7 protein-coding genes are annotated in these 25,544 nt (G+C 40.3%); 2 read left to right on the top strand and 5 right to left on the bottom strand.

The window, feature by feature from the left end:
* Positions 1 to 222 precede the first annotated feature (222 nt).
* A complete protein-coding gene (locus ACFQZJ_RS13710; RefSeq protein ID WP_379935330.1) occupies positions 223 to 6,579 on the top strand; it encodes a PKD domain-containing protein in 6,357 nt (2,118 codons plus the stop codon).
* 803 nt (positions 6,580 to 7,382) lie between these two features.
* Positions 7,383 to 8,171: a glycosyltransferase family 32 protein gene (locus ACFQZJ_RS13705; RefSeq protein ID WP_379935328.1), complete on the top strand. Its 789-nt coding sequence runs from the start codon at positions 7,383 to 7,385 to the stop codon at positions 8,169 to 8,171.
* A gap of 24 nt (positions 8,172 to 8,195) precedes the next feature.
* Here the strand turns inward: ACFQZJ_RS13705 and ACFQZJ_RS13700 are convergent, their stop codons facing one another.
* The 5 genes from ACFQZJ_RS13700 to ACFQZJ_RS13680 all read right to left on the bottom strand — a co-directional run.
* Entirely contained in the window at positions 8,196 to 8,978 is a 783-nt protein-coding gene (locus ACFQZJ_RS13700) for a 4'-phosphopantetheinyl transferase family protein (RefSeq protein ID WP_379935326.1), read from the bottom strand.
* Positions 8,941 to 16,164 (bottom strand): amino acid adenylation domain-containing protein, encoded by a 7,224-nt coding sequence (locus ACFQZJ_RS13695; RefSeq protein ID WP_379935324.1) that lies wholly within the window; start codon positions 16,162 to 16,164, stop codon positions 8,941 to 8,943. The genes ACFQZJ_RS13700 and ACFQZJ_RS13695 overlap by 38 nt, the downstream gene beginning before the upstream one ends.
* Before the next feature lie 67 nt (positions 16,165 to 16,231).
* A complete protein-coding gene (locus ACFQZJ_RS13690; RefSeq protein ID WP_379935322.1) occupies positions 16,232 to 22,921 on the bottom strand; it encodes an amino acid adenylation domain-containing protein in 6,690 nt (2,229 codons plus the stop codon).
* Positions 22,922 to 23,249: 328 nt separating this feature from the next.
* On the bottom strand, positions 23,250 to 24,116 hold the full coding sequence (locus ACFQZJ_RS13685; RefSeq protein ID WP_379935320.1) for a class I SAM-dependent methyltransferase: 867 nt from the start codon (positions 24,114 to 24,116) through the stop codon (positions 23,250 to 23,252).
* Between the two features lie 610 nt (positions 24,117 to 24,726).
* Positions 24,727 to 25,544, bottom strand: an 818-nt coding sequence (locus ACFQZJ_RS13680) for a T9SS type A sorting domain-containing protein (protein ID WP_379935318.1), incomplete at its 5' end; no start/stop codon positions are given.

Genomic DNA, 25,544 nt, shown 5'->3' with positions numbered 1-25,544 from the left:
TAGGCAGTTCTTTCAAGACCAACGTGATTATCTTGATAATATTGTTAATAAGTTACTTTTATTTTGGTTTCCTTGTTTCAGTTAACTCCTGAGTTGAAGTAAATTTGCACTATTGAAATATAACGTATATATAGGTTATTTAACGAGATTAATCTCTTTGTTAATGCTATTGTACTTTTTTTGTCTGTTCAAAATAGAACACTATTTTTTTTTAACAATGCTATGATGAAGAAAAATTACCCCACAAAGTTATCCAGTATTAAGAATGTATTACTAACCACAGGTATTGTTGGTGCGGTTACGGCCTTTATGAGTTTTGGGCCTATGTTTATGGGTCCGGGACTTCAGGTCACCGACATTGAGCCTTTTGATCCGTTTGTGGACACTTCATTCTCAGATTTAGGCACTGCGAGTCCAACGTATGAGATTGCTTTCCCTAATCTTACTTTTGATTCACCGATTATATTTACCCCGGTGCCCAATCAAACGAAGATAGTGGTTGGCCAGCTTAATGGTATGGTATATTGGATTGAAGATGACGATAATACAACGACAAGTACCCAAATTGTGGACCTATCCGCAGAAGTGGGCGACCGCAACGAGGGTCAGGTTTGGGATGGAGGTTTTTTGGGACTGTCCATTCATCCAGATTTTGGTACGGCAGGCAAAAATTTCTTTTTTATATATTATACAACTGCTTCACCTAGTAGCACTTTAGGAGGTCCTAGTGGGTTTTCTTGTGAAGTGGAGACATTTTCACAAAATTATCTTAAACTGGAACGATTTGAAGTAGACCCCGTAACAATGACCTTGGTAGCCGGATCTAGGGTTACCATGATCAACAGGGAGTTGTACAATACTACTCACCGTGGCGGAGGTATGGAGTTTGGTGATGATGGTTTTCTGTATTTGTCTACAGGAGATCAGGCTGCTTATCTTAACGCTCAGGTCATTTCTGAGAATTTGGACGGTGGTGTGCTTCGTATCGATGTGGATATGATTGGTGGAGCTGTTAGTCATGCGCCAATTCGACTCTTGCAGGATACTGGTGTTGGGAACACCCATCCTCAGACGCAAGGTTTGGAAATGTCCGGTAATTTGTACTACATCCCCAATGATAATCCATATAACGACCCTTCCGGAGCAGTATTTGAAGAGTATGTTTCAATTGGAAATAGAAGTCCTCACCGTATGACCAAGGATCGGGATACGGGAATCTTTTATATTGGTGAAGTGGGTGAAAATACCCATGAAGAAATTAACGTACTAGACCCTACCATACTTGATAGAAAAAACTTTGGATGGCCGCTTTTCGAGGCTAATGCGCCTTTTAACCCTAACTGTCCTAGCGGACCTGTAAGTCTTTATCCTGGTACTACCCACTCACCTCCATTGACGCAATTTTCGCGTGCGGAAGCTACTTCGATCACAGGGGGCTATGTGTATCGCGGGTCCAATCTACCCGGTCTAGTAGGGAAATACATCGCAGCCGATTACGGTCAAACTGATTTGATTTATGAAATCGATATAAATACTGGTGCTAAGCAGTCTTTAGGAGTGTTTCAACCATTGGACATTATTTCTTTTGGACAAGATGCTGCAGGGGAATTATATTTATTGCGTTTAGGAAACAACAGTAATTTATACAGGTTAACGGCTTCCATAGATTTAGATGATGCTCCCGCTTTGTTATCCCAAACAAACGCATTTGAAACGGATGCATCAGGTGATTTTTCAGATGAACAGGAATTAAGGGTAGCCGACGGTTTTGTTCCTTATGAGATGATAGAACCTTTTTGGTCGGACGGAGCTTACAAAAAACGTTGGATGGCATTGCCTAACGACGGAACGCATAACACTCCCGATGAACAAATTCAATTCTCCGAGAACGGTGACTGGATTTTTCCTATCGGCTCCATCATCATCAAACATTTTGATTATCCCATTGATGATAATGATCCGGATGTAACCCGTAAAGTCGAAACTCGATTTTCTATCAAGGGAAGTGATGGGAGTTTTTATTTTCTAACCTATAAATGGCTGCCGGATGAAAGTGATGCCGTCTTGGTAGATATGGAAGTTGGTGACACGGCCAATATAGATGTGACCACAGTGGGAGGTGGGCAACGTAACGTGAATTGGTTGTATCCTTCCAATAGCCAATGTATCGCTTGTCATAGCCCCGCCCTGGGGGGGACATTAGGCCCTCGGACCCGATATTTAAATAGTGATTACGATTATCAAACACACGACCCGGATGGTACGGTAGGAAACCAATTGGTGACCTTAAGTGCTCTAGGCATGTTGGACGCAACAATTACGGATACGGATACCCCTGGGTATTTGACCCATGTCGCTATGGACGATCCCAATGGAACCTTGGAAGAACAAGCACGTTCTTATTTAGATAATAACTGTGCCTATTGCCACCAACCGGCAACTGGAAACAGGGCGAATTTTGATCTTCGTTCCTTGAATACCCTGGCACAAACAGGACTTGTATCGGCAGGTTTTAACCAGGCAATACCTGGTTTGCCATCCACGCAACGTGTATTAATACCGGGGGATGCGGCCAATTCGCAAATCTTCCACAGGACACAAAGTTTAGACCCAGGAATTATGATGCCTCCCTTGGCAAAAGGGATAGTGGATGCTGAAGGTGTAGCGCTCTTACAGGCTTGGATCAATGGAATGGATCCCATAGCGCCTGCCCCAGATTTGGATACCTATAGATTGGTGAACTTTGCTACGAAAGCCACTTTACAGGTAGCTGATGCCAGCAATGTACAGGGCACGAATGTACAAGAAGGAGGCTACGAGGGCTTGGCCCAACAGCATTGGGCTTTGGAGAATGCTGCGGATGTCGGGTATTACAAGTTGAGAGCTACAAGTAGCAGCCGTTACTTGGATGTAGCTGGTTTTGGCCCGGATGTAGGTGTCAACGTATGGCAATGGTTGGATAATCCTACGGCATCCCAACAATGGGAAATAATTGATGCTGGGGATGACACTTTTCATATCATAGCAAGAGTAAACGGGAATTTCCTCGGTTTAGAGCCGGACGGTAACGTTGTTGTAGGAACCGATGACGGTAGTGATACGTTTAGATGGGAATTTTTACCAACAAGCGCACCTTTCGATATTGGTATCGATGTGCTCTCCAATCTAGTGATTACCTCTGAGGACGGCACTACGGATGATTTTGATGTCGCTCTAAAATCCGCACCGGTGGATGATGTTGTCCTATTGGTTACCGGAGTGGGTGCTACGGATGAATTTACACTATCAGAAACAGAACTCACGTTTACTGCTACAAATTGGAATGTACCACAATCGGTTACGGTAACCGGAGTGGATGATGCCGATGTCGACGGTGTTCAGTACTATGACATACAAATAGAAGTTGATGATGCGCGTAGTGATACCACGTACGCAGGCTTCACGGCAACTTTTGGAGGCTACAATGAAGATGACGATGGCGGGGCAGGCGGTCCTCCGGCCCCGGGAAGTTATCGGATCATCAACGTTGACAGTGGTCTGTCAGCTGAAGTTTCCGATGCAGGTACTACCAATGGTATAAACGTAGAGCAAGGATTATATCAAGGCGTTAGCAGTCAACAGTTTGATTTGGTATACCAAGGAGACGGACTATATTCATTATTAGCTGCCCACAGCGGGGGAGCAATGGATGTAGAGCAGGGGAATATTAATCCAGGAGCGAATGTGTGGCAGTTCGCAAATAACGGCACAGTTTCACAATTATGGACCGTACAAGATGCTGGCAATGACACCTATCATATTATAAGTGAGTTGGGAGGACATTATTTGACCATAGATGCCAACGGAAATATCCTGGTAGACGTAGATAATGGAACTGATATTTTTAGATGGCGTTTCGAAGACATTCTAACGCTAGGCAACACGGGTATTGCGGTAAGTCAGGACATATTGTTTACAAACGAAGATGGCGATACGGATACATTTACGGTTTCTCTAAGGGAAGCACCCACTGGGACTGTAACGGTTGGTCTACAGGTTGTTACCGGGGTAGCCGAGGTCAGCTTGAGCATTGCGCAACTAGTTTTTACAGCTGCTGATTGGAACGTGCCACAGGTGGTAACGGTTACAGGTCTGGACGATGTTACGCCAGATCCGGATGGTGCTCAGGATTTTGTTGTGGAAGCTGTGGTAATTGCACCTTTTAATGATCCAAATTACACATCTGGTATAGGTGATACGGTTGCAGGTGTTAACTATGACAATGATGGTGGTGATAACGGTGGCCCGGTAGCAGGTATTTATCAAATCCGTAATGTAGGGAATCAACTAAATATCATGCCAGAAGCTGGGATTATAGCACGGGACGTAAATTTGCTAACGGATACCTATGATGCCTCTGAATATCAGCATTTTGAACTGATTGCTGAAGCTGGTGGACTTTACAGTATCAGATTTACCCAACAAGATGCTTTAGGAAGGGACTTGTATTTGGATAATCAAGGAGGAAGCAATGCTCCGGGAACAAATATTTGGGCTTACACTGAGAGTCTTGGTTCCGGTAGGATAGCGCAGTTGTTTCAAATTCAAAACGCTGGTGATGGCTCGTATTACATCATCAATGCTTTAGAAACGCTTCCAACGCCTAACTATCTGACTGTAAATAATGATAACCTTATTGCTGCTACAGATGAAGGTAACGATTTCTTTAAATGGCAGTTCTTGCCTACTGGCTTTGCTCCGGAGGCTGTAGCTTCAGTCGATGTTAATTCCGGAAATGCGCCATTGGAAGTTCAATTTACGGGTAGTACGTCTACCGATGATAAAGACGATATCGTAGCATATCTTTGGGACTTTGGTAACGGGGATACCGCTACGGATGCAGATCCTAATTATAGCTTTACGCAAGGTGGTACGTATAATGTAACCTTGACCGTAACCGATGGTGACGGTTATGAAGATCAGAGCGATCCAATAGAAATTGTAGTTAACGGAGCTCCGGAAGCGGTGGCCAGTGCAGATGTAATTAGCGGTATTGCTGCCTTGGAGGTCGCCTTTACCGGTGATCAATCTACCGATGCCGAAGGGTTTGTTACCTACGCCTGGAACTTTGATGGTAGTGCAAATTCAACGGATGCCAACCCCGTGCACACTTTTAGTACTGCCGGAACGTATGACGTGGTCTTAACGGTAACGGATGAAGGAGGGCTTCAGGATACGGATACCATAACAATCGTTGTGTCGCCTAATATGGCTCCGGTAGCCGTAGCAATTGCTGATGTTTTAGAAGGGGATGCGCCTTTGAATGTCAACTTTGTTGGTGATCAGTCTACAGATGATGATGTAGTTGTGTCCTATAGCTGGGATTTTGGTGACGGAACAAGCTCTGTGAGTGCCAATCCTTCACATGAATTTACGGTTGCAGGAACGTATGAAGTTGTGTTAACGGTAACTGATGTGGGTGGTCTACAAGATACGGAGACCTTGACAGTAGTAGCCACTAGGGCAAATGGTGCTCCAATTGCAGTCGCTACGGCGAATGTAACGGAAGGCCCGGCACCTTTAGCGGTAAGCTTTGTTGGGGATCAATCAACAGATGATGTAGAAGTTGTTGGCTACGCTTGGAATTTTGATGACGGAAGTATTTCCTCTGAGGCAAATCCGGTACATACCTTTGATACTCCAGGTACTTACGATGTTGTTTTAACGGTAACGGACGCAGATGACCTTATTGATAGTGAAACAGTGACCATAACGGTAACTGCGCCAAATGAAGCGCCCATTGCCAGTGCACAAGCAAGTGTTATCGAAGGTGACCTTCCTTTAGTCGTTAGCTTTACAGGTGATCAGTCTACGGACGATACCGAAATTGTGTCGTATAGTTGGGATTTTGGAGATGGAGCAAGTGCTACGGAGGCAAATGCCGTTCATACATTTACAACTGCCGGAATCTATAATGCTGTCTTGACCGTTACGGACGGGGAAGGCCTACAAGGAACCGATATGGTTACGGTAACGGTAACGAACCCTGTAGTTCCGAATGAAGCGCCAGTAGCATTGGCCACATCGGATGTTACTGAAGGAGAGGCTCCTTTAATCGTTGTATTTGCAGGTGATCAATCTACCGATGATTTGGCTATCAGTAGTTACTTATGGGACTTTGGTGATGGAGCAACCGCTACTGAAGCGAATCCAACACATACGTTTACCGCGGACGGAACCTATGATGTTACGCTAACCGTTACGGATGCAGAAGGCTTGGAAGATATGAGTACGGTACAAATTATAGTAGCAACAGAAAATGAACCTACAGATGAAGTATCATTTGAGTTTATTCTAACACCGAACCCGTCAACCGATGCTGTGCAGGTGGTGATGAGCGATAATTTTGATACCAACGATATCTTGGGCGTTATGATCCATGATAATGCGGGTAGGTTGATAAGACAGTTTACTCGAGAGGAATTTGTACAACAAAGCATGACGATACCGACCAATGTCTATAGGAATGAAATGTATGTGATAACGGTTATGTTCAATAATAATGAACCGGTCTCAAAACGTTTGATTATAAATAACTGATAAACTATATATTTTTCAAAAAGAGTCCCTGTATTGTAAACAGGGACTCTTTTTTTTGTAAGGTTTACTGCCAAAATTATAGATGTTAGGAATCATATTCCAATAGACACTATTGCCAATATTATTAACTGGGTATACTGCTTAAACGCCAATAGGAAGTACGTTACTTACCTCCTGTGTTTTTCACTATAATATATCCAAAATTATTTAATTGTATTTACAAAGCTATTTGAAAACCTTTAGGACCATCGTTATCGATACTAAACTTAAAGGGTCGATTTAAGGAAATTTGGCCGGAATATCGTTGTCAAGATATGGTTTGGTATGTTATACCAATTTAACTTCTAGATGTCGCATAAAACAAGTTTCTTTTTTACTCATTTGTTGTCATAAAATAGAACCATAGCTAATGCTATGCTTAGATTTCATTCCTAACCTGAGAAAAAAATAATTCAAATTTTCAATACGACATTCAAAACTTAAATTGGTATTACTTATCTGTAGCTCTGAAAATCACATGTTAGCTTCTCTTTCTAAAGCCATAAAAGAGATGAAGACTAAACATGTACGGGCTTCCAGATAAGCTTAGGGCAAAACAAGTGCTTATAGAATAGCAAAGGTTTTTTTCCTGAAATTATATGGCCTAAAATTGGTTGGTGTGCTGCAGCTTTAAAATTAAAAATACTAGGTTCTCGTCTTGCATATTCATGTTTTAACCGATTAAATAATTAGCTTTAACTATTTTGAACTAATTTCGTTACAGAACGGATAATAAATTGATACTACTCTTAATAACGTAATTCATGATTCCTAAAATAATTCATTATTGTTGGTTAAGTGGTGAAGAATTCCCACAAGACATAAAGAGAAATATCGCTACCTGGAAAGCAATATTACCGGATTACGAATTCATGCTATGGGATACCAAGCGTTTTGATTTGGAACAATGGCCATTTGCAAAAGAAGCGTTCGAAAAGAAGAAATATGCCTTTGCATCCGATATTGTTAGGCTTTATGCAGTACATAAGTATGGTGGTATTTATTTGGATACCGATGTTCAGATTCTTAAAAAGTTCGATGACCTTCTGCATCTACCTTATTTTGCAGGTCTAGAGCATAAGAATATTATGGAAGCGGCCATTTTTGGAGCTGAAAAAGACTCGGACTGGCTAACCAAATGCTTAGAGTATTATAACAACAGGTCTTTTATCAAAGATGACGGTAGTTATGATATTACCATATTGCCGGCGGTTTTAAAACTACAGTTACAGAAGGTTCGGGAAATAGTTTCAATGACTCCCGAGCAAGTAAAAGATGTAGAAACGGTAATACAAGATAAAACAAGTTTCTTCTTGTTTCCTTATGAATACTTTAGTCCCAAGGATGTGGAAACGGGTATCATACACAATACAAAAAATACCTACACCATACATCACTTTAATAGTTCTTGGCTGCCTGCTTTTTCAAAATTTCGAAGAAAAATTAAAAATATTTTAGGTGTCAAGTTTACCAACAGGCTAGTGAAAAATCCCTTGTTGAACAAGATGCTTCAGTTCTTTAAAAAGATAGAGGCAAAATCCAATATCAAGTAAGTACTACAATAACACCTATTCCTGTTAAATAGCACTATCTACTTGAGGTAATTTAGAAAAGTGTATCGTTTCATAAGAGTCTTTAGTACCTTCAAGTGCAACAGAAGCAAGGTGGTCGTTACCCATATTAAAACTAAGTACGGATAGATTTTGTACATTGGATAAAAGTGCTGAAGGTAAAATATGCTTTCCATCACTGGCAGGGATTTCCTTAAAATTTTCACCAATACCTTTTCCGGTCGCCTTTACGACAGCCTCTTTACGGGTCCAAAGTTTAAAAAAGGTATATGGTTTATCGACTGCAAATGCTATTTTATGACTATCGGTATCATTAAATACAGTGGGCACAACTTCGGAATAATCATATTCCCGATCTATTTTCTCAACATCAACACCAACTAAGGCATCACTTATTGCAATGAGTGCGTACTTGTTGGTATGCGAGACGTTGAAAAATACCTTTGGGTGAGAGGGGAGGTAGGGCTTTTTATTTTGACCTGCAGCTATGGTGATTTCATCCACGGACAGTCCAACATGCGCAGCAAGTGAAATTTTTAGTAAAGCTCGGCAAATAACGAATCTATGTTCGTCTTTTTTAAAATGATATTTTTGGCTCCGCTTTAGTTCCGCTTCGTTTAAATGATTTTGTAAGTAATTAAAAAAGTCAATATAATCAGCGAGCTTTACCTGGAATAGTCTAATTTTTGAAGTGTTTGTAAACGTACCGGTTACCTCCTCGGTTGGAGTATCAATAGTTGCGCAAAGTAATCTACTGTACACTTTCAGAATTATGGTTATCCAACACATATTGAAGGCTTTTGGCAAATACTTCTACGTTTCCTTTGTCAAACATGTCTATATGATTTCCTGGAACCATGTGCCTTCTAACACCTTTTTTGGCAAATTTATTCCATCCTAAATATTTCTTATCATGTACTAAATTAATTTCCTCCTCTGCCTTAAACAAGTCAATTACGATATCTTGAGGACGAATGTGATATGTGTCAGTAGCTTTTAAATGATTTTGTTCCATTTTTAAAACGCGGTGAAACTGCATTTCATGCTGCTTTTCTTTACCATGTTTTAAACGTAAAATTAGGCCTTTAATGTGTAACATAAATAGACCTGTTCTACGTTTAAAGTTCTTTTTACTGGTAAACATATTTAGTAGAACGTAACCTACCTTTAGAGCAGTATATGTAAGTCCGACTATTCTTTTCTTGATAGCACTTTTAAAATAATAATCTGGAAATACGTATGTGTCGAACTCTGCAACGATTTTTACTTCTTTGCCCTGTTCCCTAAGTTGCCTTGCCATTTCAAAGGCTATAGTACCACCTAGTGAAAATCCAGCTAAACAATATGGGCCATTCGGATTAGTTATTTGAATTTCCTTAATATAATCTCTTGCCATATCGTGCATCGAGTCATGTGGTTCTGCAACACCATCTAAACCCCTTGCCTGTAGGCCATAGACCGGTTGGTCTTTGTCAAGGTTTTGCGCCAGTTCATTAAAAATCAATACATTGTGGTGCGCTCCATGTACAATGTATAATGGAGGCTTGGTTCCTTCCGGTTTAAGGGGTACTAACGAATCCCAAACAATAAACTCACTGTCCATATAGGCAGCTAATTTTTTTACTGTCGGGTGTTTTAATAATGCTACTAAAGGCAATCTGTTTCCCGTTTTTTCTTCCAACATGGTCATGACCCGTACTGCTATAACAGAATGACCTCCAAGCTCAAAAAAATCGCTATCCACGCCGATTTTATCAAGTTTGAGACATTTTTTCCATACCTCTGCTATAATTTTTTCAGATGCGCTAGCTGGTTCGGTAAATCCGGTTTTCAGATTCTCTTTTGGTAAGGTTTCAGCCAGTTTTTTGCGATCAATTTTACCATTGAGCGTGGTCGGGAATTCAGAAACCATATTGAACTGTTGTGGTACCATGTGCATTGGTAACTGGTTTCTAAGGATTTCCTTCCACTTGGTAAGCTGGCCTTCATACCTTGCGGTATCTCCTATGGTAGTACAAATATTTGCTATTAACTTATCTTCATGGAATAAAACTACTGAAGATTCTATTCCTTCAAGAGAATCCAAGGCTTGTTCAATTTCACCAAGTTCAATACGATGCCCCCTTATCTTAATTTGTTGGTCTATACGGCCTAAACACTGTACCTCTCCGGTTGGTAGTAACTTAGCAAGGTCTCCTGTACGATATAAGGTTTTACCCGCATCTATAGCGAACTTGTTTTCAATAAACTTTTCGGCGGTTAAGTCCGGTCGCTTCCAATACCCCTTGGCAACACCATCACCAGCAATATACAGCTCTCCAATTTTACCCGGTTCTACAAGGTTTCCTTGTTCGTTTACAATGTATAGCTGGGTATTGGCTATAGGTTTTCCTATGGTGATTATTTCGTCGGATGCTGAAACTTTGGTAAGGGAGGACCATATCGTGGTCTCGGTTGGACCATACAGGTTCCAGAGTTCGTTAACCTTTCCGATTATTCTCTTTGCCAATACCAAGGGTAACGCTTCTCCGGTACATAAGGCCTTAATAGACAGTTTTTCTTTCCATCCAGCGTCCAGTAACATTTGCCAAGTTGCAGGAGTCGCCTCCATCATTGTAATATCCTCTGACCTAAGGATATCGAGAAGTAAACGCGGGTCTTTGGAAGTTTCTTCATTGGTCAATACCAATTCAGCTCCTGCAAGTAGGGCACCGTACAACTCAAAACCGGCAATATCGAACGAAATTGTTGTTATGGACAGTATTCTGTCCGTTTGTTGGATACCAGGTTCTAGCAAAACACTACTTAGTAGGTTAACTAAGTTTTTATGTGTAACCGAAACGCCTTTGGGCTTACCGGTAGATCCCGAGGTATATAAAAGATAAGCTATTTCGTTTGGGCCAACTTTTAGGGATAATGGCGTATCCGGATAGGTTGCCAAATCTTCGAAAAGCGTTTCTAGAAACAATATCTTGGTGTCTGATTTGAAGGAATGTTTGTAGGATTTTTCGGTTATCATGTATTTGGCCTCTGAATCCAGAAGCATAAATTCTAAACGTTTGCTAGGGTAGCTCGGATCCAAGGGCACATAGGCCGCTCCACACTCCATAATGGCGAGTAGCGTTGTAATTAGTTCAATTGAACGTGGTAAAGAAACGGCAATATAATCGCCTGGGGCAATGCCTTGTTGTTTTAGATAATGAGCTAATTGATGCGTCTTTTTTTCTAGTTCACCATAGGAAATCACTTGATTCCCAAAGCTTATAGCTTTTTTATTTGGCGACTTTAAATATTGTTTTAGTATTAACTCGTGCAATGGTAATTGAGGGTAGGCGGAAGAAGTATCGTTTAATTTTAAATAAGCTGAATCATCTATTTGTACGATATTGCTTATTTCGATACTTGGATTAGCAACTATGGATAGGAGGACTTCTTTAAAGGAAGACATCATCCTTTTTATAGTTTCCGGTTTGAAGAGTGTCGTGTTATATCTCCATCGGAAACAAGGACCTTTTTCCGACATAAATACTTGAAGTTCGATCTCAAAAGTTCTAAAGTTATTTTCGTTATAAGTTATTTCTGTTTTTAAATCAAAAAATGAATTTTCACTTTCTAGAACATCTTCTAATTGAATATTTACAATGACAGGAACTAAAGGAACCCTTGATGCATCTCGTGGAACAGAAAGTCTTCTTAGAAGATGTCCGAAACTAATTGATTGGTTCTCGTACGCATCGAATAACTGTTTGTTTCTCTGTAATAAGTAGTCTTTAAAATTTGTCTTTGAATCAATTTTACTACGAAGAGGCAATAAATTAACTGAGTGGCCAATCATTTGCATCATGTCATAATTAGCACGCCTTGAGCTTGTTAGACCTAAGACTAAATCATTTTGCCCTGTTTGTTTATACAAAAAGATTTCAAACGCGGCTATTAATTTGGTGACCATGCTGGTGAACATACTAGGTTCCCCGTTATTGCCAATTTGTTTTAATGAATTTAAAAGACCATTATCTAGAAAAAAATCTAGATGATGGTTGTTGTATGTTCGAAATTCAGGTCTTGGGTAATCAATTGGTAACTCAAGTTTTGGAATTGAATTCTGATACATGTTTAACCAAAATTCCACTGAACGTTTGTACGCAGCACTTTGTGTAAATTTATTTTCCTTATTAGCAAACAAGCTGAACGAATCAGGTGCATTTAGGTTTGGTATTTTGTCTTGTCCAAAAGCAGTATAAAGCTCACTAAGTTCTTCAAGCATAATACTAGTACTTAAACCATCGCAAACTGCATGATTTACTAAAAGTATTAATTCATGTTCGAGCTCATTCGTTTTAACTAAACTAAATCTTAATAATGGGCCGTTAACCAAGTCAAAAAGAAAATTAACATCATCTTTGATTAAAGATTCTTTAGACTTTTCCTTCTCCGTTTCTGATTGGTTTGAGATATCATGAAACAAAATGTCAATATGAAAATCAGTATAAATTTTCATTGAATTAAGGTCTTCACTAAAAGAAGATCTTAAAGATTCATGGCGTTCTACTAATGACTGAATAGCCATCTCTAAAGCATCGTACTTTAATTTGCCGATAAATTTTAAAGACAGCGAAATATTATAAGCTCTTTTAGCATCATCACCACCAAAAAAGCAGTCTGTTAATATTTCAGATTGTGCTTTGGTTGTGTCGATAACCAGATCTGTTTTCCTTTTAAGTGTAAAATTACTTTGAGGTTCCGTTCTCTTGGAATTTCGAATAGCAGCGATTACTTTTGCGTTTTGAATTTTAGCAACTGTTTCACTTTCCTGTTTGACTTTTAAATTTTCTCCTAGAAATTCGGCAAGCTGAGAAATTGTAGGGTATTGAAAGATATTGATTAGTGGTATCTCTTTATTTAATTTTTTTCTTAATACCCCAATAACTCGTTGAGCGATTAGCGAGGAGCCGCCCATTTCAAAAAAGTCGTCATTTATATCTATAACAGGTATTTGAAGCATTTCACTCCATATCTGGGCTATCTCTTTTTCAAGTTTAGTCTGAGGAGTTTTAATATCATTACTAGAATCGGATCTTACATATTTCGGCCTTGGTAGCTTTTTTTTGTCTATTTTCCCGTTCGGCGTAACAGGAAAATCCTCAATAAACATATAGTTAGTTGGACGTAATATATCTGGTAACGTTTCTTTAAGTTTACTGCGAACATCATTAATATCTTGGAATTTTTTTTCAGCTTTTATATATGCAATCAATCTTGTTTCACCCGCTAATTCATTACTTGCTACAACAATAGATTGTTTTATTCCTTCTAAGTTGTTAATAGCAGACTCTATTTCACCAAGTTCTATACGATGCCCCCTAATTTTAACTTGTTCGTCAATTCGCCCCAAACATTGTATGTCTCCAGAGGGAAGTAGTTTAGCTAAATCTCCTGTACGGTATAACATATTCTCTGATGTTGGGTCAAAATTATTTTTTATGAACTTTTCAGCAGACAAATCAGGTCTTTTCCAATATCCTTTTGCAACACCAACACCAGCAATGCAAAGCTCTCCAATGATACCAGGTGCGACCAAATTGAGTTGGTCATTTACGATATATAACTGCGTGTTGGCCAATGGGCGACCAATATGAATTAAATTATCAGTATCCTTAATTTGTGTCATAGTAGACCAAATAGTTGTTTCCGTAGGGCCATATAAATTCCAAAGCTCATCTACTTTTCCCAAGATAGTCTTCGCCATTTCTAGTGGAAGTGCCTCTCCGGTTGATAATGCTCGTATCGGTAAGTGATTTTCCCAACCAGATTCTAAAAGCATTTGCCACGTTGTAGGTGTGGCCTGCATCATCGTTATTGCCTCATCTTTTATTAAGTTCAATAAAATGCGCGTATCTTTTGCTGTCTCTTTATCGGTCAAGACCAATTTGGCACCTTTTAAAAGTGGCGCAAATAATTCAGCTACAGATATATCAAAAGAAATGGTAGTAATAGAAATCAAAATATCGGTCGCTTTTATGCCCGGTTTTTCCAAAACACTGAACAATAAATTAACCAAGCTCTTGTGTGTTACCGGAACACCTTTAGGCTTTCCAGTGGATCCCGAAGTATAGAGTAAATAAGCAGTTGTGTCGTTATTTACCTTAATATTTGGAGGAGTTGAAGGGTAGTTTGATAAATCTTTAAATATTTCTTCTAAAAGTAATTGTCTTACTCCTGATGGAAGTTCCGAGGAAAATGGGTTGTCCGTAATAATGTATTTAGCATTAGAATCTTCTAACATGAATTCTAGTCGCTTACTTGGAAATTTAGGGTCTAAGGGAAGGAAGGCGGCACCACATTCCATAATTGCAATAAGTGTTACTACCAATTCTATAGATTTAGGCAATGAAACGCCTACACAATCACTAGGACTTAGACCATTTTCTTTGAGATAATGCGCTACTTTATGAACTTGTTTTTCTAATTCTTCATAGGTGATTTCGGATGTTCCAAATTTTATTGCTTGGTTTAAAGGAGTAATATGAGCCTGGTTTGCCAATAGTTCATGCAACGGTAATTGCGGGTAATCGGCTGCAGTATTGTTAAGTTCTAAATAAGCTGAATCATCTGCGTCTATAATTTTGCCGATTTCGACGCTTGGATTAGCGATAATGCCCTGTAAAACTTCATTAAATGAGGCCATCATACGCTCTATAGTACTAGGCGTAAATAGTGCAGCGTTATAAGACCATTCTAAAATGAGTTCATTTTCTGTTCCTGTAGCATTTAAAAAAAGCTCGAAGGATTCATAGGCTCTAGGATTACTTTTTAATTCATAGTTCAGACCACTGAAAACTACATCATCGGACATACCCATATCAATATTGAATACAACAGGAACCAACGGTATCCTAGATGTATCTCTTTCGATGTTGAGTTTCTCTAATAACTGACCAAAACTAAATTTTTGATGGTCGTAAGCATCGAATATTTCTTCTTTTCTTTGTTTTAAATATCTATTAAACGGGGTGTTAGATATAATTTTACTGCGCAATGGAAGCAAGTTCACACAGTGTCCGACGAGTTGACTTTTGCCGCTTATTGATTGACCAGCAGCTGGTAAGCCTAAAACTAAGTCGTCTTGTCCTGTTTGAAAATAAAGGAATATCTCAAAAGCGGTCATCATTGTAGCTACAAGACTTGATCCAGATTGTATACCTACTTTTTTCAATTCGGCTACCAGTTCTAAATCAATCGGAAAATCTAATCGATTACTTTTAAAAGTTCTTATTTCTGGTCGCGGAAAATCTGTTGGCAAATTTACTGTTGGAACGGAAGCTTCGTATTGTTTTAGCCAGTAGTTTTGGGTGGTTTTAAATTCCTCATTCTTAATAAATTCTTGTTGTTCATCGGCATAAGAACTAAAAGTTTCCGGTTGAGGCAAACTAGGTGTTACGCCTTTAACATGTGCGGAATATAAACTTCCAATGTCTTGTAGGATGATACCCATTGACCATCCATCACAAATAATATGGTGGGCTGTAATTATAAGTTGATGCTTGAGTTTGGATAGTTTTAACAATCCTACTTTTAATAGTGGTCCCCTGACCAAATCAAAATTATAATTGGCATCACCTTCTAGATATTCGGCAACAGAGTTCTTTACTTTTGAAGGTTGATATTTAGAGAGGTCTTTATAAAAAGGGATTATTGGTAATTCCTTAAAAATGGTCATGAAACTTCCATCAGGGCTAAAACTGGAACGAAGAGCTTCATGTCTACCCACCAATTTCTGAATGGCATAGTCCAAAGATTTTTTGTCTAGCTCACCATTTAGAATCAAGGAAATGGATTCATTATAAGCTCTATTAGCTGCTTCATTGCCTAATTTGCAACCAATCCAAATTTCAGCCTGAGAAGGCGTTATATGAATCACTTTTTCAATAGCAGGTCCTGCAAAAGGATCATGGGCAACGGTAACGGTATTCTGCATATTCTGGTATATTGACTACAATGGTTCTAAATGCGTAACGAAATGTTTAGCTAATTAGTATTGTTTGCTATATTTCAATTTTAACATAAGATCCATTTTTTTGTTTATCTGCTACATACCAAGCAGGGTTTCCAGATTCGTCCATACCAAGTCTTGCTCCGGGAACCGGCGGACTATTTAAATCCTTTTTGGGAGCAGAATCATGTACAGCGGTCGTTGAAACACCACCGGAATGTAAAATACCGGCAGCAATAAGTTCGTCCATACTGGAAATAAACGCATTGGTAAGGGTATCGATGTCTTCTTGTTTAAAAGCGCTGGTAACAAAACATGGGAAACCGTCCCATACATGTATTCCTTTTTCCCGCATCAAGACAAAAAGTAATTCGGAATATGGTATTTCTTCCAACATTTTTAGGCGCCATAGCGAACCAAAATAGTTGATTTCCATTGGTAATCCTCGCTTCGAAAATTCTTTGTTTACATTATCCGCAAAATTTTTGGTAACCGTATTGAGCCCATTTTGAAGCGCCTCTCCATGCTCTTTCATGTGAAGCAAGGAGGCCTTTGCTGCGGCAAGTGCAAGAGGATGCCTTACAAAGGTACCGGCAAAGTAGGTAACCCCTATTTCCGGATAAGAGTCATCTCCATATTGCCAGAAACCGCCGTCAAGTGCATCCATATAGGTTTTGCTTCCAACAATGGCACCAATAGAAATACCACCACCGATCACTTTTCCATACGTTGCGAGATCTGCCTTAATCCCAAACAAGGCTTGTGCCCCACCAGGATGCATTCGGAAACCGGTTATAACTTCGTCAAAAATAAAGGCTGTATTCGTTTTTTTCGTTATTTCCCGTATCTCTCTTAAGAATTCTACCGGTTGGAACTCTGGCCTACGGCTTTGAACAGGTTCTACAAGCACCGCTGCCAGTTCATGTGAACGCTCGCGTATAATTTGCAGACTTTCCTCTGTACCGTATTCTAAAATCAAGACATTTTGTACAGAATCCTTTAAGATACCTGCCGAAGCCGGAAAGGTTATTAATTTTTTAGATCCCCGTACAAGGCCTTCGTCATTTATTCCATGATAGGCTCCTGAAAAACCGACTATCAGGTTACGTCCAGTTACAGTACGTGCAATACGCATTGCGCCCAAGACGGCCTCCGAACCAGTATTACAAAGGGCGGCCCGTTCAAGCCCGGTAAATTCGCAAAGTAGTTCGCAAACCTCACCCGCTAGTGGATGCTGTGGGCCTACTTCGTATCCACTTTCAATTTGGTCACGTAATGCTTTGGTTACGAAATCCGGTTGATGTCCGAACAAACTCGAACCAAAACCATTCAAGGTATCTATGTACTCGTTACCATCTATATCCCAAAGTCTATTTCCAGATGATTTTTCTACCACGATCGGATACACCAGTTCTTTTGTTAAAGGCTTAAAACCGGAAACTACTCTGGGATCAGACATGTGAGCGCGGTGTTTTTGTGTGTACGCTTTACTTCCTGCGGTCTTTTTGTTGTAGGAAACTGTTAATTGATCTAAAAAGGCTTTTTGTTCGTGCCCGAGCTCCGTGGATTGTTTTTCGATTCTTGGAGAGGCACCGAACGGTTTTTTGAGTTCTTTTAGCTCTTCTTCGGATAGTGAATCCGAAGACCTATCCACTGGTGGCTTCATTTCTGGGACCACAGCGGCTGCAGGTGCCGGCACCGCTACCTGTGCCGTATTGCTTTCTTGTGCCAATACAGGTGTCGCCCCCGTTCCTTTTATCAGCTCTAATTGCCTGCCCAATAATTGTAGTTGTTGCGCGATAAGGTCTATGGCAGAACCGTTGTTATTGTATACGGGAACGTTTGTAGTTGTTGTTTGCACCGGCATATTTGCGGCTACAGGGCTCGGAGTTGGAATTTGCGCAGGGGCGGCCGCTGGTGTGCTTGCTATCGGAGCTGCGACGGTTGCCGGGGCAAAAAGCTCCGGAGCTAAGGTTTTATCCAAATAACTCGCTAAAAGATTCGGCGTTCCAAATTCATCGTTTAACTGACGAAATGTTATAGGTGTCTTGAACTCATTTTTACACGTTATTGCCATTTGGGTTAGAACAAGGGAATCTAGACCAAGTTCAAGAAAGCTATAATCGTGCTCAGAAGATTCTAATTCCATTCCCGAGGTATTCATGACGATATCAGCAATTTTTTCCAGAAGTATCGTTTTTCTATCAGGTTGTGTAACTGTATTCATGTGAGTTTGTATAGATGGATTAATGTTTTGTTCAATAGTTGTAGTAATCGGTGCCGAAGCTATTTGGGTAATAGGTGGATTTATCCAACATGGTTTACGGTCAAATACATATCCCGGTAACCAGATTTTTTCCCTAATTTCATTTTTATAAAATGCCTGCCAGTCGGGCTCAATACCATTTTGCCAAAGTTGGCCTAAAGCGGTCAATACCGTATGATAGGAGTTTTCTTTTTCTCCAGGCTTTACCAAACTGGATATCGAAGTGGCTGACCTTGCCTTCTTTTTTTGTTGGGATAAGGTGGTTAAAGCACGACCAGGCCCAACTTCCAATAATAAAATATCCTCTAATTCAAGTGCAGTTTCCATAGCGTCGGAAAAACGTACGGTAGCCCTTAAATGGTCCGTCCAGTACAGAGGGTCGGTTGCTTCCGCGTCGGTTAGCCATGTTCCTGTTACGGTAGAAAGTATGGGTACACGGGGTACGTTCAAGTTTGTTTTTCTCACTTCTGCTTCAAATTTCTCTAAAACAGGATCCATCATGGTGCTATGAAAGGCATGACTTGTCAACAATAATCTATTCGGAATTTCTTTTTCCTCCAATAGTTTGGCAAAAGCTTCGATAGGGGCGTCTTCTCCGGAAACCACACATAATAAATCAGAATTTACGGCAGCGATGGAAAGTGTTTTCGGAAGTATTTCCGAAACGGTATCGTAGGTGCTTCTTACGGACAACATACTGCCTCCGGGGAGTTCGCTAACGAACCTACCGCGTAGTGCTACCAATATCAATGCATCTTTTAGCGTAAATATCCCGGCCAAATGCGCTGCCACGAATTCGCCTATACTATGACCGCAAAGCATGGTCGGTTCAATCCCCCAGCTCATCCAAAGCTTGGAAAGAGCATACTCCACAACAAACAAAGCGGGTTGTGTAAATTGGGTGTCCTTTATTTTTTTCTCTTCTTCATCACCGTTATTATCGGGATAAATTATGGTACGGATATCAAACTTAAATTCCTTCTCTAAAATTTCGGCACATTGGTCAACAGCCTCACGGAACACGTTTTCATGGTCGTAAAGAGATTTTCCCATCTGAAGGTATTGCGCTCCTTGGCCTGGAAAAAGAAATGCCAGATTCGTAGGAACCGACTTCAAATCGGATGTTTTTACCGAAGTTGTATCGTCTGCTAACAGATTTTGCACTGCATGTTCCGAATCGCATGCCAATGTAAAACTTCGTTTTCTAAAGGTGTCCCTAGTTGCAGTAAGTGAGTACGCCACATCGGCTATTTTAATATCTTCCGAAGTGGTAATGAAATTACCTAGAGCGGTTTGATACCCTTTAAGGCTATTTTCCGTTTTTGCGGACCATGTAAGCAGTTGTACAGGTTTACTATCTCCGGAAGGTACCTTCTTGTTTTCAAATTCTTCGACTACAATATGAACGTTCGTACCACCAACACCAAAAGAACTAATTCCTGCAATACGAGAATTTTTGGAATTCCAATCACGTAATACATTGTTTACAAAGAACGGACTATTATCAAAATCGATTAGAGGGTTTGGTTCCGAAAATCCTAGGGACGGGGGTATCTGTTTGTGGTTTAAAGCTAAAATCGTCTTAATGAATCCAGCTACGCCCGCTGCCGCCGTAAGATGGCCTATATTACTTTTTATGGAACCAACGGCACAATAATTTTTCTTGGATTGCGTTCCGAATGCTTCATGCAAACCTTCCATTTCTATAGGGTCTCCTATGGGGGTTGCTGTGCCATGGGCTTCTATATAACTAATATCGGCAGGAGAAATATTCGCGTCGTTCTGAGCCCTGGATATGGCATCGGATTGGCCTTCTACGCTAGGAGCTGTAAAACTTCCTTTTCCTCCTCCGTCATTATTTATTCCAACTCCTTTTACAACGCCATATATTTTATCGCCATCATTTTTTGCAGCCTCAAGACTCTTTAGGAGCACAACCCCACAGCCGTCACTAAAGATAGTTCCCTTACCATCCTTGTCAAAAGATCTGCACCGTCCGTCCGGACTCAACATGGAGCCTTCTTGATATAAATGACCACTATAAATTGGGACCGTTACACTTGATCCACCGGCTAGGGCCACATCACATTGGCCACTTCTGATGGCTTCAACTGCCTCGGCGATAGCCAGTAGCGAGGTAGAACATGCGGAATGTACACTAACGGCAGGGCCTTTTAAATTTAGGTGATATGCCGTTCTTGAGGAGATGTAGTCCTTTTCGTTGAGCGTGTTGGCTTGGAATTCCCCAACCTGCGTTAGTACATCCTGGTTCGTTAGCACATTGTTCTTGTAGTATGTGTTGGTACCTGTTCCTGCATAAACGGCCACATTACCGTCATAATGCTTTGGTAAGTAACCGGATTGTTCCAATACCTCCCACGCAATTTCCAAAAACAAGCGTTGTTGGGGGTCCATTACAGAAGCTACCTTTGGGTTTAAGCCAAAGAAGGAGGCGTCAAACTCTTGAGCGGAGGAAATAATACCTCTGGCCTTAACGTAAAGTGGGTCGTTCCGCAAGGATTCGGGGATACTTGCATCCAACTCTTCTTTTGAGAAAAATGATATGGTTTCCCTTCCTTCCTTTAATACCTCCCATAATTCTTGAATGGTATTGGCACCGGGGAATCTTCCGGCCATACCAATAACGGCCACATCGTTCGATAGTTTGGATGTACCACTTTTTTTAACGGTTTTTCTGCTTTTTGCCTTTTTGGTTGGTTCTAAATAGCTAGAAATTTCTGCTATAGTAGGAAACTGGTAAAGTTTTGTTATCGGTAATTTATACTGATAGTCCATTAACATAGTGGCTACTACTTTTTGAGCCAATAATGAAGTACCACCTAATTCAAAGAAGTTGTCATCGATTCCTATTTCCGGTATGTGTAATAGACCGCTCCAAACCTTACTAAGGTTTTTTTGAATTTTTGTGGTGGCCTTTTTGAAAAGAGGGGCAGAGCTGGGCCTGCTATACTCGGGTGCGGGCAAGCTCTTTTTGTCTATCTTTCCACTAGAGGTTTTTGGAAAACTAGCAACAGCTACAAAATAGGATGGGAGCATATAGTCCGGTAATATCTCCGAAACCTTTTGGCGAATAGCCGCTACATCCAAATTTTCTTGGTTGGGTTCTATGTAAGCTACTAGTTGCGTTTGACCGGCCAGATGGTTAGAGGCTACGACCACTGTTTGATGTATGCCCGGTAATGTATTGATCGCTAATTCAACCTCCGCTAATTCTATTCTATGTCCGCTAATCTTAACCTGATCATCTTGTCGACCAAGGAATTCAATATTCCCATCTGGCAGGTATTGGGCAATATCCCCTGTCCTGTACACCCTTGAGGTGTTGCCATCTGGTGAGTTCCAATCCACAAATTTCTCATTTGTCAGTTCAGGATTGTTCAGATACCCTTTTGCCAAACAGTCTCCGGCTATGCATAACTCCCCGGTAGTGCCATCGGGAACAATTTCTAGATTTTTGTCCAGTATGTAGATGGATGTATTTTTTATTGGTTTTCCTATGGTAGGTAATGCGGGCCAACCAGAGGGATTCCCTTGAAGCTTTAATTCCGTTACCACATGGCATTCCGTAGGCCCATATTGGTTATAGAGCACACAGTCTTCTAACTTGGTAAAAAATGTATTTACTTGGGAGGTAATTTTAAGTTGTTCGCCAGCGGTCATTATTTCTTTGAGCGACTTGGGAAATAACTTGGTGCTTATTGCTGTTTCCGCTAATGCCTGTAAGGCGACGAAGGGTAAAAACAACCTATTGATTTCTTGCTTCTTTATATAGTCCAAAAGCGCTACCATATCAAGACGTAGTGCATCATTGATCAGTACAAGCGTTCCGCCATTACTTAGCGTAGCCAATATCTCTTGAAAGGAAACATCAAAACTTAAAGGTGCAAATTGTAAGGTTCGTGAGCCGTTTTTGCTAATCGAATTTTCGTTTTGCCAGTCGATCAGGTTCAATAGGGCCTTTTCCCCCATGCAAACTCCTTTGGGTTCGCCGGTAGAGCCAGAAGTATAAAGCACATACGTAGCTAAATTTTTTGTACTTGATGTTGTACCTGTATTAGGGTTAGGTGCTTCAACATTGTTTATTTCAATTGTTGTAAGTCCATTTGCTATTACGTTTTTTTTGTCTTCCTTGGTCGTAAGACAAAAAGATAGCTTGGAATTCCCGATCATACTATCCAATCTCTTTTTTGGGTATCCAAAATCTATGGGCAGATAGGCTTTACCAGCTTTTAGAACTGCAAGCACAAAAACTATTTGTTGAATGCACCTGGTGGTCGGTACACCTATAAATTCTTCATTTGGAGCCAGGTTCAGTATTGTACCGCAGACTTTTGCAACCTCATCTTGTACTTGTTTGTAACTCAGCTTGTTGTTTTCTAGGACGATGCAATCAGCTTCGGGATATAAACTAGCTGATTTTTCAAAAAGAAGGTAAAGGTTGTTTGGGTTACTCATTTTTCTTGCAATTTATAATACTTAAAGCTCCGTCGAATCGTGTTGTAATGAGATACTTTACGTACACTAGGGTAGAAACGACCGTAAGCTATATTTAGTATGGTATTGTATTCCAAAAGCTTACCACGGATATTTTATACTACCGGTAATTTCGACTTCACTTGATTAATTATCAGTTTAAACTGACTTTTTAAGACGAAAGTTATAAAAAAATCATATCTGTATAATTAAAATCAGATAAGCCGTTTCTTTTCTCGTTTAAAATCAAGACTAAGGACCGGAGTCACGTTAAGTAATTGATTAAACGGATAAAGCATATATAAAACCCTTAGCTTTTCGCACCGACAAAGGTTTGCATATCTTTTCCTCCAAGCCAAGGTTGTTGCGAAAAGTGCCACAAACTAAACCCTGCATTTTTGAATAGGTGAGGATAGTTGTGCGAAAATGAGGGTTCATTTCCGTAAAGTTGGGAATTTAAGGTTTTTTCAAAATCGTGGTCACCGCCATTTGGTTCTATGGCAACAAAGAATGTATTGCCCAAGTTGTTAATTTCTATCAGAAACTCCTGTAACCTAGATTCAATAAAATATTCTAAGACCCCCCTAGATGAGACAAAGATGGTATGGCTTTGTCCGTGTTCTTGAACCCACTCAAAAGCATCCGCCGCCACAAATTCCAACCTCTTGTTTGCATGAAATTTAGCATTGTTTATATTGATTTGGTCAGCACTTAGGTCTATGCCCACAAAACGATTGATATTGGGAAATTCTTCGCTCAACCAATTCAATACATCACCATTACCAGTACCGACTTCCACTACGGTAGTAAACTTTTCTTTACTATTGGTCTTTGCCAATTCTTTTTTTAACTTTTTGAATATGAACGCACAGTTTGGCAGGAAATCCTTTTCAAAACCATCTTCGGTTTCTGAAAATAGTTCGGTTGCAGATTTGTTCAGCCAAAAGTTTCTGTTCGCCTCGCGAATGGCTTCATGGTCTTCTATTTTATCTAGTTTTGTTACCAAGGCCGCACGCATTAAACGCTCCGAAATGGTCATGCTATTTTTATTTTTATGGATAAGCGTTATTCTATCCTTAGATAGTTCCTTCGCCTTTTTAGGTTGTAAAAATACCAGTAAATTGCCTATAGTGCCTGCAAGTAGCTTGTATAAAATCGACTTTAGTTTGCTTTTCATTTGTATTGTAAATTTAGGTTTAGGCCGGTCATTATAGATATCTAAATAATGCCAACTGTACTCGTAAACTATTAAGCTGCCTTTTTCATAATAAAAGTATCTTATTCAAATTTACAGCTGAAAATCCATACGCGTTAAATTTTAAAAGTATATTCTTTAAATCGCTTTAAAATAGGGTTAAAGACCTTAATTTTTTATTGGATACCATCAAAATACTAGTCTCATACTAAAATAGTTGAAATATCTGAGTTGTAAAATAGGCTTTTTAGTTAGTGGGGTATTGGTGTTAATTTTTAACGATTTCCTGTTCAGTTGTTGGCGTTGTTTCCGCTTCAGTATTTGATTTTTATTTTGGACAATGATCGTACTAGGAAAGTAGATGATCATCACAAAGAATTTTTTACTACGAACCCCATAAAGGGAAACTGAATATGATATTTTATTTTTTTCATATATCCTGGTACCCGTAAATAAGGAATAGGAGTACAGTTGTAGATTTGTCACCCTATAGACTAATGCTGTTATAGCCCATATTTCACCTAAACAAGGAGTACGGATTTAAAGCTCCCAATACCAACCTAAAAACCCTTGGGACAATGTAGTCCTAACCTTATTTTACTATCATTTTTTTACGATAAACTTTTTTCTCCGTGTTACTTACTTCCAGTAGATAGATGCCTGTTGGTAAGCTCTGGTCTAGTTGGATTTCGTGAGATATCCCCTTAATTCCGGACATAAATTTCGTGGAATGAACTAACCTACCTTCCATGCTGTAAAGGGTAACTTTTACTTCCGTGTCCCGAAGGGAACTGGGCAGGTCAAGCCTAATATTACGTGCTTCACCAACTGGATTTGGTGAAAAACTAAAGATTTCTCCTTGTATATTATCCTTGTTGGGGATAAGTCTAGCGGAAAGAGATACACTTTCTGGTATTGGAGCGTCACAGCCCAACAGCTCTATTTCTGCCAGTTGCGTGAGCTCAACCCCTTCGTCGTTCCTTGTAATCTCCAACCTGTATGTGGTATAGGAACCGGGTGCGGAGAGTTCGAACGTCCTGGTCTGGTACCTAAGCGGGAACGCTTGGTCGCTCCAGCTTCCCACTTGGGTAAACGCCCCTCCGTTCGATGCCATGAGCCTGAAGTCCCTTGGGTCTCGGCCGTAATCGTCGTTTGCGCTTGTCAGGGTAATGGCCTCCACGCGCCTAGGTCCCTCCAGTACGATCTGTATCCAGCTCGGCTCGGTGGTGGTGGGGATGCCTGCTCCGTCGAGCCATTTGCTGTGGTCCCCACGGGTACGCCTGTTGTCGAATGCCTTGAACCTGTCCTCCGCGGGTACGAAGTCGTTCCTTGAGGTGATGGTTCCGCTTCCTACCGGCTCCGTTACATCTGCCAGGGTTCCGGTACAGTCCGTATCGTTGCCCGCTTGTT

Origin of the sequence: Maribacter chungangensis (assembly GCF_042676845.1) — a bacterium.
Classification (GTDB): domain Bacteria; phylum Bacteroidota; class Bacteroidia; order Flavobacteriales; family Flavobacteriaceae; genus Maribacter; species Maribacter chungangensis.
This window is presented reverse-complemented; position numbering and strand designations above follow the sequence as displayed.